Annotated in this window: 14 protein-coding genes; 9 read left to right on the top strand and 5 right to left on the bottom strand. The window is 41.2% G+C overall.

Going from position 1 to position 15749, the window contains the following annotated elements; genetic code table 11:
* Positions 1-105 precede the first annotated feature (105 nt).
* On the top strand, positions 106-519 hold the full coding sequence (locus H6G86_RS25825; RefSeq protein WP_012409420.1) for an AbrB/MazE/SpoVT family DNA-binding domain-containing protein: 414 nt from the start codon (positions 106-108) through the stop codon (positions 517-519).
* Between the two features lie 76 nt (positions 520-595).
* Here the strand turns inward: H6G86_RS25825 and H6G86_RS25820 are convergent, their stop codons facing one another.
* A complete protein-coding gene (locus H6G86_RS25820; RefSeq protein ID WP_190936699.1) occupies positions 596-2500 on the bottom strand; it encodes a chloride channel protein in 1905 nt (634 codons plus the stop codon).
* Between the two features lie 472 nt (positions 2501-2972).
* Between H6G86_RS25820 and H6G86_RS25815 the strand changes: the two genes are divergently transcribed.
* Positions 2973-3359 (top strand): hypothetical protein, encoded by a 387-nt coding sequence (locus tag H6G86_RS25815; protein WP_114082473.1) that lies wholly within the window; start codon positions 2973-2975, stop codon positions 3357-3359.
* Between the two features lie 151 nt (positions 3360-3510).
* Entirely contained in the window at positions 3511-3645 is a 135-nt protein-coding gene (locus H6G86_RS39665; RefSeq protein WP_277883667.1) for a hypothetical protein, read from the top strand.
* 58 nt (positions 3646-3703) lie between these two features.
* Here H6G86_RS39665 and H6G86_RS25810 read toward each other — a convergent pair whose 3' ends face one another.
* Both H6G86_RS25810 and H6G86_RS38900 read right to left on the bottom strand, forming a co-directional pair.
* Positions 3704-4291, bottom strand: coding sequence for a hypothetical protein (locus H6G86_RS25810; RefSeq protein WP_190936698.1), 588 nt, complete (start codon positions 4289-4291; stop codon positions 3704-3706).
* Positions 4292-4443: 152 nt separating this feature from the next.
* The gene (locus H6G86_RS38900) at positions 4444-4557 is read right to left on the bottom strand and encodes a ribbon-helix-helix domain-containing protein (RefSeq protein WP_242064972.1); all 114 of its coding nucleotides are present in this window, start codon (positions 4555-4557) and stop codon (positions 4444-4446) included.
* 161 nt (positions 4558-4718) lie between these two features.
* Here H6G86_RS38900 and H6G86_RS25800 point away from each other — a divergent pair, with 161 nt between their 5' ends.
* Complete coding sequence (locus H6G86_RS25800) at positions 4719-5330, top strand: hypothetical protein (protein ID WP_190936697.1); 612 nt, start codon at positions 4719-4721, stop codon at positions 5328-5330.
* Positions 5331-5431: 101 nt separating this feature from the next.
* Here the strand turns inward: H6G86_RS25800 and H6G86_RS25795 are convergent, their stop codons facing one another.
* The gene (locus H6G86_RS25795) at positions 5432-5800 is read right to left on the bottom strand and encodes a hypothetical protein (protein WP_012409416.1); all 369 of its coding nucleotides are present in this window, start codon (positions 5798-5800) and stop codon (positions 5432-5434) included.
* Positions 5801-6013: 213 nt separating this feature from the next.
* On the opposite strand from H6G86_RS25795, the gene H6G86_RS25790 reads away from it, so the two are divergent.
* Both H6G86_RS25790 and H6G86_RS25785 read left to right on the top strand, forming a co-directional pair.
* Positions 6014-6250, top strand: a complete 237-nt coding sequence (locus H6G86_RS25790) for a hypothetical protein (RefSeq protein WP_190936696.1) — start codon at positions 6014-6016, stop codon at positions 6248-6250.
* A 483-nt stretch (positions 6251-6733) separates the two neighbouring features.
* Positions 6734-8677: an ArnT family glycosyltransferase gene (locus H6G86_RS25785; RefSeq protein WP_190936695.1), complete on the top strand. Its 1944-nt coding sequence runs from the start codon at positions 6734-6736 to the stop codon at positions 8675-8677.
* Positions 8678-8853: 176 nt separating this feature from the next.
* Here H6G86_RS25785 and H6G86_RS25780 read toward each other — a convergent pair whose 3' ends face one another.
* Entirely contained in the window at positions 8854-12204 is a 3351-nt protein-coding gene (locus H6G86_RS25780; RefSeq protein WP_520449502.1) for an ATP-binding protein, read from the bottom strand.
* Positions 12205-12878: 674 nt separating this feature from the next.
* Here H6G86_RS25780 and H6G86_RS25775 point away from each other — a divergent pair.
* The 3 genes from H6G86_RS25775 to kaiC all read left to right on the top strand — a co-directional run bounded on the left by H6G86_RS25775 (position 12879) and on the right by kaiC (position 15707).
* Positions 12879-13460 (top strand): KaiA family protein, encoded by a 582-nt coding sequence (locus H6G86_RS25775; RefSeq protein WP_190936694.1) that lies wholly within the window; start codon positions 12879-12881, stop codon positions 13458-13460.
* A gap of 108 nt (positions 13461-13568) precedes the next feature.
* Positions 13569-13883 (top strand): circadian clock protein KaiB, encoded by a 315-nt coding sequence (gene kaiB, locus H6G86_RS25770; RefSeq protein WP_114082480.1) that lies wholly within the window; start codon positions 13569-13571, stop codon positions 13881-13883.
* Between the two features lie 261 nt (positions 13884-14144).
* Complete coding sequence (gene kaiC, locus H6G86_RS25765; RefSeq protein ID WP_190936693.1) at positions 14145-15707, top strand: circadian clock protein KaiC; 1563 nt, start codon at positions 14145-14147, stop codon at positions 15705-15707.
* Positions 15708-15749 lie beyond the last annotated feature (42 nt).

Raw genomic sequence — 15749 nt, 5'->3', positions numbered from 1 at the left:
GGCTAGGTTGAGATAAAAACTAAAGGATTATGTTCCTATTAGCTCAACCTCAGCTAAAATAAAATCGATTCCAACACTTCAAACATCCATTTTTGATCTAAGTTGATGCCTAAACAGAAAAAAATTGAACCCCTACTCGGTGAAGAACTGCTCAAAAAAGTCAAAGAGCTAGAGAACGAGAGCAAAGAAGACAAAGCCAAAAAGTGTGGCTACTATACCGTTACTAAAAACGGTATAGAGCGCGTCAATATGATGAAGTTCTTAAATGCCCTAATTGATGCTGAAGGGATTCAGTTGGACAGTACACCAAGTGCTAATGGGCGTGGTGGACGTAGTGCTAGCTATAGAATTAGTGTGCAATCGAATGGTAACTTACTTATAGGTTCAGCTTATACAAAACAGATGAATCTGAAACCAGGAGATGAGTTTATCATCACTTTAGGCAAAAAGCACATTCGTCTGAGACAGGTAGATCCAGAAGATCGGGAAGGTGATGAAGCTATAGAAGCCACGGCTTAATAAATGGTCATTAGTCAATTGTCATTTGTCCTTTGTGAAAACCAATGACTAATGACCAATGACCAATGACCAATCACTAATGACTAATAACTATATCTGTAGTGGGTAAGACTGGTAAATAGTGGCGAAGTGCCTTGCGCGTAACTGCTAAATTGCAGGTTAAGGCAATTTGCTCTTTTTCTAGTAAACCCAAAATGCGATCGGGTTTGTCTCGTGCTACCACTGGTAATTGATGTAAACCTCGAAGACTCATACGATCTAAAGCTTCAGATAATAGTTCATCTTGCCATGCATAGAGAATTTCAGTAGTACAAATATCTATGAGAGTTTGACTGGATAAATTATCTGGAATTTCAGTTAGTGAATTCGGGTAACTTTGCCAAAGAGCAAGGGCACGGTTAATATCTTCTAGAGAGAGTATACCAACTAATTGCTCGGCTGCATCAATTACTAAAGCACTTCGGGTGCGATCGCGGATCATTTCTACAGCTGCATCTAAAACTCCAAGGGTTGCAGGTAATTTTTTTGGATAGGGGTGCATAGCATCTTCTACCAAAATTTGCTGCACAATTTCCGCTTGTTCATCTTTCAATTCCGAAAGACCAATTTGTTGCAGATTAGAGTTAGAGTTAAAAGTTGGTTTAATCCTTTCTACTAGCCAAACACTCAAACCCACAGCTGCCATCAACGGTAAAACAATGCGATAGTCACGGGTTAATTCAAACAGCATTAAAATAGCCGTTAACGGCGCTCTGACACTAGCAGCTAGTACTGCTGCCATTCCTACCATTGCGTAAGCAGGAGGAGCCGCCATTTGATCGCAAATAGTCGGGAATGCCACAGCTAAAAGTTTGGCATACGCTGAACCAAAAGAAGCACCTAAAAACATGGCTGGTGCAAACAAACCGCCAATGAAACCACTACCCGCACTAATTGCAGTCATCAGTAGTTTCACCACCAACAGTACTACTAACAGGGAGAGTGGAAACTCTACATCCTGAAGCATTGCTTCTACAGTTTCATAACCCACACCCAAAATTTGTGGGAAATGCAAAGCAACTGCGCCAATTATCACACCGCCAATAATTGGATGAATTGGCTCAGGAATTCGTCCCAAAAAGGCAAAACCTCGAACCTTTCCAGCAAAGCAGGCTTTTGCTAAACGAATTAATTGAGTATAAGCCAGAGAAACAAGGCTGGCCCCTAAACCCAAGCCAAGATAAAGGGGTAATTCCAAAGGACTGCGGACTTGGTAAACAGGTAAATCAAAAGCAGGTTGTGCCCCCAAACCAATTTGGGCAATTAATGCTGCTACCACCGCCGCTAATAGCACCACGCTCACCGCAGAAGTAGCGAAAGATGTCGCTCCCATCACCACTTCCAAGGCAAAAAATACTCCAGCAATGGGAGCATTAAATCCCGCCGCCAGTCCAGCCGCCGCGCCAGCACCCAACAACAAACGTTGTCGCTCTTGAGATACATTGAGAATTACAGAGAACAACATCCCAAAATTTGCGCCAATTTCTACACTCGGCCCCTCTGGCCCCAAAGAAGCACCGCTTCCTAAAGAAACAGATGCGGCCAGCATTTTCGTAACTGGTCGTAGTGGTCGCTTAATCTCTGTTCCCTGAGAAGCGGCGATGAGAGATGAAAGTCCAGGGCCAAAGTCTTGAGTGCGCCAGCGCATCAAGCCAACGATTAATCCGCCAAGGGTGGGAACGCAGGCTAAAGTCCAAGCACCCCAGACACCGATTTGACCCATTAAATTTTCCAGCATCAACTGGTGAATCAACTGGATTAAATAGTGAAAGGTGACTACACCCATACCCGTACCACCGCCAATGAGCATGGCTAAAAACAGGACAACTGTTTCTGGGGATGGTTGAAAACGATTAATTAGGTGAGCTAAATGAGCAGAAGGTGTAGGAAATGCAGGTTGTTCCGTTACCTTCCTCAGTTGAGTGGGAGGCAGGAGAGTCATTGAGAGGCGGGGTAAATGTAAGAAAAAATTTAAATTTTTATCTGTTACTTCTCATTGTGAGCCATTATTTAGCAACCAGACAAGTAGACTTTATTTGCTTAATTTACAAAGCTTTAGCAAAAAATGTCATTGTGCAAAATTTTTGTGGGGAGAATGGTTAAATGGGAGACAATTGTTACTTGAGGGGCAAAGATCCCTGGTGGGGTGCGAGTGAGTGCCAACACTATTTTTTCTAGAGACAACAAAGTTTTTGTGGTCTGGTGGATACACCTGCAAACATTAACTAGGAGTCATCCTTGCCTAAATCTAGCTATACTCGTGTTGCGACCATTGAGCCATCCTTGGTAGTAATACAATGTATGTATGATTTATGGCTGTTGTCAGACCATACTTGGAAGTCTGCTAAGTATTGATCGGAATTCAATATAGCTATTCTTATAGAGCGAGTAAATGGACTAGGCGGACGAGGTAAATGAATATACACACCTTTGATAATCATTATGTTACTTGCCCAATTTGCCAAAGAAATGCCACTCCCAAACCAGTTAAAACGCGCATGGGCTTGTTTTGCTGTCCCTATTGCCAAGAACGGCTAGTAGTTTGCCAAAGCGGTCATTATGTGCGCGATCCGTTTACTTGGAGACAATTAATGATTGCTTCCTCGTTACGTCGTCAAAGCCGACCTTTAGCTAGGATTATCAGAGATTTTGTCTTGCTCAAGCGTCCGATGGTAGCCTTGGCTGTAGGAAGTGCCATTTTCTTTAGTGCGATCGCCCTAACTCAAGAAAAGACAAGTTACGAGCGCCAAATCTCTCCTACAACAGAGAAAGTTAATCAACCAGGAAATAAATCTCAGTAAATGGATTACTTTGGTATAAATCAAATCTTACTTTGATTTTTGTAATATTATAACTAAATACTTTTATGAAACCGTGTCTTATTACCCCAAATAGGACGCGGTTTTACATCATGTCCGCTTAAATGTCTTTGACGCTTGAACTAGTGATCGCATGAGATACTGGAAACACTACTTCACCGATAACCTCAAACAGCTTAAGACCAAACTGCGATCGTTAAAAGATTTAGAACAGGTGTTTGATGAGATGAAAGCGCCTAAAGTAATTAAGGTAGCGCTGACTCCTTAGTTCCTGCACCCTATCGATTAACCGAATTTTTATACAGCGGATTTTACTCCCTTATTATCTATAGCTGCCAACATCGTGCAACAAGAATAAGACAACGATCTCCCATAAAAAGGTATGGTGAAAAACCACAATTTGAGTCATCATCATCTTCCATCTTGTAGAAGATAATTCCCTTTCCTAACCAAGGTTGCACAGACTTGAGCCATATATTGAGTGCTTCCTCTTCTGACTCATCTGGACGGAATGTATCTTGCATCCAAATTGCAAAATCAAGCGGCTCAAGCACCTCAGCCGCATTTTGCATATCTTCCTCAGTCCACCATTCAGGTAATTGGGAATAATCATAGTCATCTGGATAAAGATTTCGGCAAAGTGTCAATAAATCAATAATTTGGATTTCTGTAGTCTCTTCGTCGCAATCAAACAGTCTAAAGTCTTCAGGTTTTGTAAAAACTCGAATATCAACCACTCCGTGGTTCCAGGTTTTTCTGCCACCTAGCAGTAAATCTAGATAATTCTGCATTGCTGCATCAAAACCAAAGTTTGGAATTATGTATGTATCGCCAATTTGGATAGCCTCATTCGCGTAGGATTTAGCAGCTTCACCATGCTGCTGAATTAGTTTTTCCAATTCTTCAGGACACATATCTACAACTTACATAAATTTTGCTTCAACTGTGTTAAAAGCTGATTCACAAAAATTTCACCATCAATCCGTTCTCCCTTTTCAAGTGATGCTATTCCTTCATCAATCTTGGTGCGAGTTTCTTCGAGCCATGTTTCCTCAGAAAGAGTATTTTATGCTAAAAGACGTAATGCACTTTGAATTACTTCATCAACACTGTTAAATCTACCTGTTGATAGCAAAATTTGAATTAGTTGTTCTTGCTCTGGGCTGAATGTAATGCTCATAACGATTTCATTCCTTGGCTTTTTCTATCATACTAGCTTTGATAAGTAAGATCCCTGATGTCTTAATTTGGATTGATTCATTGAAATAATCTTGCTGAAAAACGGGAAGACTATGGTTACTCCCTAATGGGGAAATTTCCATGAAAGTCGTGAATAGAAAAATGCTCAAAAAATCTCTGCTTAACTGTTTAATTTTGCCTTTTTCTCTAGTACCTTGGCTGTGCGTGGGAACGCTTTTTGATTCCCAAGCCAATGCTTTACCAGGGCAAAGTACAGAGGAAGTAGGCACTTGGATTAAAGCACATCCTACACTCCGCCCTCGGAGTGGGGAGTTATTGTTTGTGCAAAAAACTGATACTGCTGCTCAACGATTCACTTTTCAAGCGTCGGTATTGCCCCCTGGTAGGGTGCAATTTTCTAAAGACCGTGGCACAATTCGTAGTGAGCGCATTTCCATGTATGATGCCATTAACGGCATGACATTTGCGCGTCTCCAGGAATCCTTGCGGGTGATTTATGGCTTGGAGATTTATCAAGACTACGATCGCGCCCAGGTAGTTTACCAGTATCCCAACCAGAAGGTAGTTAACTCGGCGCGTCTGGCTAAAACTCCCATTCGGGAAGCTTTAAAGGGAGAATTACGAGTAGGCGATCGCTATGTATATTGGGTGGAAATTGCTCAACCCAAGAGTGGCAAGGCTTTTACCGGGCAAATGACGGTTTTGCTCAAAACTGACTTAGACAAGTTAGAAGGTGAACTGCAAATTCGGTAATGGGCATTGGGCATTGGGTATGGGGCATTAATTATTCTTCCTCGCTTCCTCATCTTCCTCTGCCCCTGATTTTCCACTTAAAGGTTACTAAAAATAGTGTTCTATAGTTTCCCTAGGCTGATGGGAGCTAGGGTTTGCCATATACCTGAAAAGATACTTTCAGATGCTAAGGAAATTCGTAGCAAATCTTCCTTTAGTAGTGGTGGCCAATCTATACCAGCTTTACGCCCTGCGGCAAATAGCTGTTGTGCCTTAATGCTTAACTGATAAAGGGCTAAAGCCAGTTCTCGGTCTAGGGTCTTTGCATCTTTAAGGGCTTCAAACACCACTTTCAATGCCAGCAAAATTGAAGTGATCTGACCGGGTACCGGCGGTTTCCCCTGTTTCATACGCGTTAACAGCGCATCTGGGTTTTCCTCGGTTGTGATTGTCTGATCTATGAGGAGTTTCCGAGCTGTTTCGTAATTCATGTAGTCAGTTTAGCGTACATTTTGCTTCAGCAGTAATACCTAATTAAAAAGTCATAAAATTGGCTTCTAGTTATTTATAGCAATCTCATTTGATTTGTGAAAAGATAAGCTTGGGAAAAATGATGGAGAATTTGCGATGCTATAGGTTAACCAGATAGACTGACATATAAGAATATCTTTGAAAAATACGCCCCGCTTGGAATCAGAAGCAAAATGATATCACTGAACTTACTAGAAATTGAGCGCTCAATCCGTGCCTTGTCTGTAGAAGAGCAACTTTGGCTACTAGAAAGCATTGCTAGACAAATCAGAGAAAGTGAATATATAAAAGATAAATTTGCTGATGTCACAAATCAGGAAGATAAACTGGAATTAATGGTTGATGAGCCAAAGATTTCAACAGAAATTGCTGCAATCAATGATGAATTTGCAATTTCTGAAATCCTCTGATATGTAAAAGTAAAAATTATGAGTTTGCCAGATTTAAAAAGTCAAATATACAAGTTATAGGTGAGCGATCGCTTAGAGGATGTTTGAGAAGTTACTAGTTAAGATAACCCCTGCTCTTGAGAGCGGGGTTTTGTACTATATGCGTAATTCTAATGACATAAATTATCCGTCTTTCAAGTCACTGCCGACTAGAGTAAGCTTAGCCCAGGTTGAGCTACGCTTATTTTTATCTTGCTTTCAGTAGTGCATCTATTGTCTAATTTGTCAATGAATAAATTCTGAAATAGGACTTAGGAGCTTGCTCGGCGGTGATAATTTGGTAAACCCTTGGGTAGCTTCGAGCAACTGGTATTGTTCCAAGCCGAAGAAGTGTAGAGTGTTAAGTGTTAAGTATTAAATAAAAAAAAATTTGAATTTGAGCATTGGAAGAACAAAAGATAGATAATCAACGACTATTGAGTAGTGATTGTTGACTATTGACTAATGAGCATGAAATTGAGTTTTAAGCACACTGTTGATCAGTGGTTCAACAAAATAGCAAAGAATCCAGGTCTCAGTGTCACTGTGTCGGGTTTATGGTTAATGGTGGTTGGCTGGATAGCTTTTGGGTGGAATTTGGGCAATATTGGCTTGATTGATGAGACAGAGCCACTGTTTGCCGAAGCTTCCCGCCAGATGTTTGTCACAGGTGATTGGATAACCCCATTTTTCAATGGTGAAACTCGTTTCGATAAACCTGCTTTAATTTACTGGTGTCAGGCGATCGCATATTACATTCTTGGAGTAAATGAGTGGGCAGTACGTCTTCCTTCTGCGATCGCAGCATTTGGCTTAATTTGTTTAGCTTTTTACACCGTACAGTGGTATTTCGCTAAACAAGATGAATTAGAGCAAGTTTCACGTCCTACTCGCCGCTACTTAACATCTTTTATCGCAGCCGCGCTCATGGCACTCAACCCCGAAACTATTATTTGGGCGAGAACGGGTGTCTCTGATATGCTGCTCACCGGATGTATAGCATCAGCTTTGTTATGTTTCTTTCTAGGGTACGCGGGGAAGGGAGGGAGCAGGGAGCAGGGAGCAGGGAGCAGGGAGCAGGGGAGCAGGGGAGCAGGGGAAGCAGAATTAATAACCAATGCCCAATCCCCAATGCCCCATGCCCTATTCCCTAATAAGTGGTACTTGGCTTGTTATGTGCTAATTGCTGGGGCAATTTTGACTAAAGGCCCAGTGGGAATTGTCTTGCCAGGGATAATTGTTGCCGCCTTTTTGCTTTACGTGGGAAGGTTTAGAGAGGTATTGCGGGAAATGCGCCTCTTCGTGGGTATACTGATAATTCTAGGTTTGTCAGTGCCCTGGTATGCTTTAGTAATTTGGCGCAATGGCTGGAATTATATTAATGCCTTTTTTGGTTATCATAACCTGGAACGCTTTACAGAAGTAGTTAATGGTCACTCAGCACCTTGGTATTTTTACTTTATAGTAGTGCTGCTGGGTTTTGCGCCATACTCTGTATATTTACCAGTTTCTATAATAAGACTAAAGTTTTGGCAGCGATCGCACTGGCGATCCCTTGAACGTTTTCAGCAGTTTGGTTTATTCGCTTGGATTTGGTTTGCTAGCATCTTTTGCTTTTTCTGCATTGCTGTCACCAAACTGCCTAGTTACGTCTTGCCTTTAATGCCAGCAGCAGCGATCCTAGTGACGCTTTTATGGAGCGACTTTTTCCAGGATACAGAAGACAGACAAACATCTCCGGTTTCTTCCTCCCCCACTCCTCCCCTTTCCCCTACTTTTCTCCGAGTGAGTGGTTGGTTGAATGTAATGTTTTTATCAGTTCTAGCAACAGCACTGTTTAACATAACGCATATATTAGGTACTGATCCAGCTATCAGTAACTTTCATGAACTAATTCAAAAATCTGGTTTACCAGTAATAGCTGGCGTAATGTGGTTGATTTGTGCAATTTTAGTTGCTGGTTTCTTACTGAGTCGCCGATGGAACTACATTATTGGAATTAATTTACTAGGGCTTGTGGCATTTATAATTTTTGTCTTAACGCCTGCTTCGTTTTTTATTGATCGAGAACGTCAATTACCCTTAAGGGAATTATCTGCGGTCATTCTAGAAGTAAAACAACCAAATGAAGAATTGATCATGCTTGGCTTCAAAAAGCCCAGTGTGGTATTTTACAGCCACATCCACGTCAATTACTTAAGATTTCCCCAAGAGGCTATAGAGCATATTCAAAACCAGGCTGCCAAGAAACTACAACCTGCCTCACTGTTACTATTAGCTGAACAGAAAAAGTTTTTACAAATGGAATTACAGCCAGATGATTACAAAAGTTTATCTACCAAAGGTGCTTATAACCTAGTTCGGGTTCCTTTTAAGAAAAAGAAAAATGAAAAAATAGACATATCATAATTGGGAATGGGGCATTGGGCATTGGGCAAAACAGTTTCGTTAGCGGATAGCTAAGGTTTAGCCCGTGCTGTTAGCGGATAGTTAAGGTTTAGCCCTTGAGGAGTGCTGAGTGAAGAGTTAGGAGTTAAAAATTCTTCCCCTGCTCCCCATTCCCCATTCCCCATTCCCTATTCCCCTTAACATTTGCCATTGTAACCATTGACAGCTAAGGCTTGATTGATCTGGTTTAATAGGTCTTCCATTGATATCGATCGCGGTAATATTTGGGTAGCGATCGCACCAACAACAGCTTCTATCGATTCCAAACCATTCTTCTTCTGCTTGTCAATTTCCTTATAAGCTACCCCAACCGGAAAATTGGTGTCTGGGCGATTTAATCGCTGATTTAGTACCAAAATTGGTGGTAATTTATCAGGTGAATCTCCCAATGTTTTCAGGGCTTTTAGCACATCTTTGTGGATAGCGGATTCTCCTAAACAAATTAGCAGTAAATCAACGCTTTGGTGGCGAATTTGTTGTAATACTTCTGCCCAACAAGGACTCATCGCCGCTTTGAAGCCTGCTGTTTGTAAATACTGAATTAAAGCTTGGAACCACTCAGCCCCCCTTTCAGCAGTTTCACTACTAATTGAGCAATTTTTTGCTGTCCGATAACCCTTAGCTGGCTTACGTCTTACCTGTGGAAAATCACGCAGCATCGTCAAATCTACAACCAAGATGTTAGGAGGGCAGCAAATACCAGAAGCAATTTGTAGTACTGATAGTAAAGCATCTGTTTTTTCGATGCGACTACTGTTGTCTTTGGTAAATGGTGTTAAGTAAGGAAATACAGATAACCCTGGTACTTTAGAAGCCACTAAGGTAGTTGCAACATCGCAAGTAACCAATGGTAGAGCCGCCAAACGTGGGTGCTGGATTAGTTGTTGCAGATAAATTTGGGCGGTGGTACTTTCGACATCTAGTAAAATGACATCAAATTGCCATACCCGCGCCAAAAGCTCTGCCTGATCTAAATCATCTACTTCAATCACCCGATGTTCTCGAAGTGAGGGGTGAGGATTAACCGATTCCAACTGGGGATTCACCAACCTGAGAATTCGCAGTGGGGTTTTAGGTGGGATAACGGCGCTATTTTCCAACCCTACCTGCGGAGCTACTTGGGCAGTACATAATTTTTCGAGAACTGGTGCCAATACCTGATGCTCCACTGGCAAACTTAAGAAACCATCGGCTCGGTTAGCAAATGCTTTGTCCTTTTCGGCCCCCGTTGCGGTAACTATTACAGATATATGACGGGTTGCGGTGTCAGATTTTAGTAAAGTCAACACATCCCAGCCTGAGAGCAGGGGTAGCAACGGATTCAAAAATATCGCTATTGGTTGCAAGCGCCGAGCTTTTTCGACTGCTTCTGTCCCCGATCGCGCAATTACTACCCGATATCCTAAAGATTTGAGTTTTTCGGTCAAGTCTTCAATATATCGGGCTACAGCCTCGACTACTAAGACCAATCGTTGGGAACTCGCGGGATGATGCTGTGTAGGCGTAACGATCTGCTGACGAGTGGCTGCGGTGTTTTCCCGTGTCTGTTGGTGTCGTGTCTTCTCGTCTGGTCTGATTACCATATCTGGCTCCGAAAAGCCTGTTTTCGGGGGACTGGGCGGCAGAAGTAGTGTAAACTGGCTACCTTTCCCTTCACGAGACAAGAAGCTGACATCTCCTCCGTGGAGCCGAGCTAAGGCCCGAGTTAATACTAGCCCCAAACCAGTGCCTTCAAATTGGCGGGTGAGGGGATTTTCTAGTTGTTGGAATTTTTGAAAAATTAGGTGTTGCTGGTGTTCTGGAATGCCAATACCTGTATCCCAAATTGTAAAGGCAATCCATCCTTCCCAACGACTTACCCGCAGCCCAATTTCGCCGGATATTTCAGTGAATTTAAAGGCGTTGGAAAGTAAGTGTACTAGCATCTGGCGCAAGCGCAACTCATCTGCCACCATTTCATCTAAGCCTAGTTCAATGGAAAGGCAGAATTGGGGAGCAGATGAATGGGCATTTTCTTGAGTTTGGGATGTTGTTTTAGTAGTTTGAGTGTGGATGGCTTTGGCTTCCGATAGGGCGCGATCGCACACAGCACTAATTTTCACTGGTGTCAGCGTCAAATCCATTTGTCCCGTTTCCATTCGGGTCAAATCTAAAATGTCATTAACCACACTCATCAGGTGGCGGCCACTTTGATGGATTAGTCCTGCATAACGAGCTTGACGCTCATTAAGTTCTCCTAACTGCTGATCCACAAGCAAGCGCGATAATCCTAAAACGGCAGTTAGGGGAGTTTTGAGTTCATGACTAATACAAGCTAAAAACTCGTCCTTCAACCGATTTAGTTGAATTAAATCGGCATTTTTTGCAGCTAACTCTTTGCAAAGCTGCTGCTGTTCAGTTACATCAGTAGCTAAAACTAACCACAAATCATTGCTGAGTACAACCTCTGACTCAGCACTTATGACTTTAAACTCAGGACTATCTAAGGGAATTTTGGCAAACTGCCAGATTCGCTCCTGACCATTTTGCACTTCCACAACACAGGTACAAGTACCCACTTGACTATCCAAATAGCAGCGACTGTAGACAGCATCTGGTGATGCTTCTTGCTGAGTCAGTTCCTCTTCACCACCATATTCATTCTCCCTGCCATTGGGATGAACCTTGATTGCTCGTTGGGTGACATATTCAGATTTTTCGGAGGGCTTAGGGACAAGTATTGCTTCCACTTGTTGCCTAACTCCTTCTGGATCTTTTAAGGCTCCTAATTGTTGCCACCAGGCGGGATTTCGGGCTAACACTTCGCCAGTAGACGTTTGCAACATTAAAGGCCAAGGCAATCTCTCCAGTAACAGTATCAGTGGCTGGTGTCCCAATGATTTTGCTTTATTTGGGGGCTGTAGACCAGCATCATACTCATGGTGCGACCCCTGGATTCCTGAGCTTTGTAAACCAACCATGCGTTCCTTAGCCAGCGATCGCAAAAGGCAAGAACTATCCAGCAGACCCAAATATCGACCATCAGAGTCAATCAGCGCCCAATCTAAGTTCTGGTGTTTTTCGGCTTGTGGATAACCCAAGTGCAAGCTTAATTGCTCTACACGCTCAGAAGCTGATATTGTCTGTATTGGCTCAATTAGACCTTGACCCCAAGTAGAGAGTGGTTGATGTAAATTTAGATTTTTATTGTCACTATGTGCTAATAATTTTTGGATTAAACGGGCAGAATACAGCAATCCAATGGGGCATTGCTGCTGATTCACTACTACCAAGCGATCGCACTGCTCTTGCTCAAAAATCTCCAGCACCACTGCCAAAGAAGATGTTTGGAGGCAGCTAGCTACGGTTGCCTGAAAGTCAGAAAGCGGGTAATCTAGCATTAACATAGGGCTTTGGGGGTCATTCTTCCTGTGGGAACCTCCGGCATCTCCATCTGCCAACTGTTGATGGTCTTTTCGCCTGAAGCCATATCCTCTAAGAAGACTCATATAAGCAACTCTGGTTATTTCAACGCCATTAAATAAAACAACGGGATTTCCCCTCACGGACACTTGCTTGTGGACGAGTGCATTTTTCCAAGAGGCGACGTTTCTGATTTATAGCAACTAGCCTCCCCAGCGTCTTACTGGTATTTAAACTCCCGATCGATAGTGACGGCTACAACAATTATGGCCCCAAAGATTCGCTTTAGAACCTTGAGGAATTATAATGATTTAGAATGCGACAATCCTTTAAGTTCGTTTAAGTATCTTATCAAGGAGAAAAATTAAAAAATATATCTATTTATATACATAGATACAGATACGCAAACAATAAATTAGGTAGTGTGTCTCTTTATGGCGACAAATACCTCATCATCAAAGATTTACTAAGTCTTAACACTCAGTTGCTGAATTAAGCTTTTGAGTTGCCAGCACAGGCAGGCATAAATAAATATCCAGTTAGAAAAAAACTAAAAAGTTTAAGTTTAGTGCATAAGCTTTCTTACTTACCACCTCCAGCAAGAACTGCCTTCTTGCAGTATCTGTGAACACAGAGCGTTATTTTGGGGTAAAGTCGCCAGTTTACTGCACATCAAGAGGTATTCCCCTAGAAGCGTTAGCCAAACTTATCAGCCCACGTTTCTTGGTCAAGGCGATCAAGGAGATAGATTAAAGAGTAAATGTTATTACCGATATTGATTCTGCGACCTGATATTAACAAATGTTTAAATAATCTAGTTTACTTAGCCAAGCAAAAAGATTGGATTGCTTGGGTGTGGAAATTTATTGATGCGATTATCGCCCAATTTTGCAATTTACCTGTTACTGCAACGACCTCTGAAAAAATAAACTATTTACCAAATTGGCCGCAACAAAATCCAAGTAAGGCATACACTAGCAAGTACGTCTATGTATTTGCCAGCCAGATGCAAAAAAGCCAACAGCATTTCCACGAGATGAATCCAGCCGAAAGGCAAGGATTATTAAGACAGCTTAAATTAGATTACAGTCTAATCCTTATAAATTATTTTACCACAGACAAAACACTCAAAGAAAAAATTGATAAATTCATCAATACGATATTTTATGCTAATATTCCTGTGCCCCAAATAATCGAAATTCACATGGAGGTAATTGAAGAATTTTCTATCCAGCTAAAATTAGAAGGAAGAAGCAATGAAACCTTACTTGATTACCGCCTGACGTTGATAGATATATTGGCTCACTTGTGTGAAGTCTATAGGAGTTCGATTCCTAAATAAAATAAGTTTATTTATTAATATTTAACTTGGAACAAGCTAACACTGTTAGTTATTACCAACGTGCGAACACATCTTGTATTTCTACGATCGTAACTAGCCTGTAAATATATGATTAAAGCCAAAAAAACCTACGTTCTCAAGCTTTACGTAGCAGGGAACACCCCTAATTCAGTTCGGGCGTTGAAAACACTCAAAAATATTTTAGAACAGGAGTTTGAAGGTGTTTATGCTTTAAAAGTGATCGATGTATTAAAAAGCCCACAACTGGCAGAAGAAGATAAAATATTGGCAACGCCAACATTATCCAAAATTTTGCCTCCACCCGTTCGCAAAATTATTGGCGATCTTTCAGATCGAGAAAGAGTATTGATTGGATTAGATTTGCTTTATGAAGAACTGAGTGAAGCAGATTTTGAAGAGTAAAATAATTAATGATACAAGATAGCGTTTATAAAGTAAATTTTAACTGTGTAGGGAAAGCATTATGTTGCTCTAGTCAAAAGAGCTTTATTACCCTTTATCCTAGAGCATTACAGCAAAATAGTTGTTTTTGCTATATCTTTGTCAAATTGTGACCTAACACACCCTACTTGCTGAACATTTAGTTTATAATTAGTCTGGAAAAATTGAGTAAAAATTTTACTAATAAAACAACAGTTTTTAATACCCTTTTATTATCAAGCAATGAGTCAAAACGAGCAAGTAGAACCCAACAAGACACCAAAAAATGGGGGTGTAGAAAAAATTCGCACGATGATTGAAGGGTTTGACGATATTAGTCATGGTGGTTTACCAATTGGTAGAACCACCTTGGTCAGTGGCACTTCAGGTACAGGTAAAACTTTATTGTCTCTTCAGTTTCTATATAACGGTATCACCTATTTCGATGAAGCCGGTGTATTTGTTACTTTTGAAGAATCACCCAGCGATATTATTAAAAATGCCCATGTTTTTGGTTGGAATTTACCGCGCCTAATCGAAGAAGGTAAATTATTTATTCTTGATGCATCTCCCGATCCAGAAGGTCAAGATATCGTTGGAAATTTTGACCTTTCTGCACTCATTGAACGCTTGCAATATGCCATTCGCAAATACAAAGCTAAACGAGTTTCAATTGACTCAATGACAGCTGTATTTCAGCAGTACGAAGCAATGGGAGTAGTACGACGCGAGATTTTTCGCTTAGTAGCACGTCTCAAAATACTGAGTGTTACCACTGTAATTACCACTGAACGCAGTGAAGAATATGGCCCCGTTGCTTCTTTTGGAGTGGAAGAATTTGTTTCTGATAATGTAGTAATTGTTCGCAACGTCTTAGAAGGAGAACGCCGCCGTCGCACAGTTGAAATTCTCAAATTGCGTGGCACAACTCACATGAAAGGCGAGTATCCTTTCACAATTACTAATGAAGGAGTTAACATTTTCCCACTAGGAGCAATGCGTTTAACTCAGCGTTCATCTAATATCAGGGTATCTTCTGGTGTCAAAATCTTAGATGAAATGTGCGGTGGTGGTTTCTTTAAAGATTCTATTATTTTGGCAACAGGAGCCACAGGTACTGGTAAAACCTTGTTAGTAAGTAAGTTTATTCAAGATGGCTGCCTGAATGGAGAACAGGCAATATTATTTGCTTACGAAGAATCACGCGCCCAACTATCTCGTAATGCTTCTTCTTGGGGAATTGATTTTGAAAAATTAGAGGAGCAAGGTTTACTAAAAATAATTTGTACCTATCCTGAATCAACTGGTTTAGAAGACCATTTACAAATTATTAAATCAGAAATTGCTGTCTTCAAACCAGCTCGGATTGCCATTGATTCCCTATCAGCATTAGCTAGAGGAGTGAGCAATAATGCATTTAGGCAGTTTGTAATTGGTGTAACGGGTTATGCTAAACAAGAAGAAATTACTGGTTTCTTTACCAACACAACTGACCAATTTCTAGGAGCGCATTCGATTACTGACTCTCATATATCTACGATTACCGATACAATTCTAATGTTACAGTACGTAGAAATTCGTGGAGAAATGTCGCGGGCAATTAACGTATTTAAAATGCGCGGATCTTGGCATGATAAGGGCATTCGCGAGTATAATATCACTGCTGACGGGCCCGATATTAAAGATTCTTTCAGAAACTACGAACGGATTATCAGCGGTGCTCCTACTCGCGTTAGTATCGATGAAAAGGCGGAACTTTCTCGCATTGTTAGACGTTTTGAAGACAAACAGAGTTCCGAACCCTAAATTTAGTATCGTAGTATATTCTTTCCTAAATTTAGTATCGTG

Origin of the sequence: Nostoc sp. FACHB-133, assembly GCF_014698055.1 — a bacterium.
In the GTDB taxonomy this organism is placed as follows: Bacteria; Cyanobacteriota; Cyanobacteriia; order Cyanobacteriales; family Nostocaceae; genus Nostoc.
The sequence above is the reverse complement of the archived record's forward strand: the minus strand, read 5'-3'. Positions and strand labels throughout refer to the sequence as shown.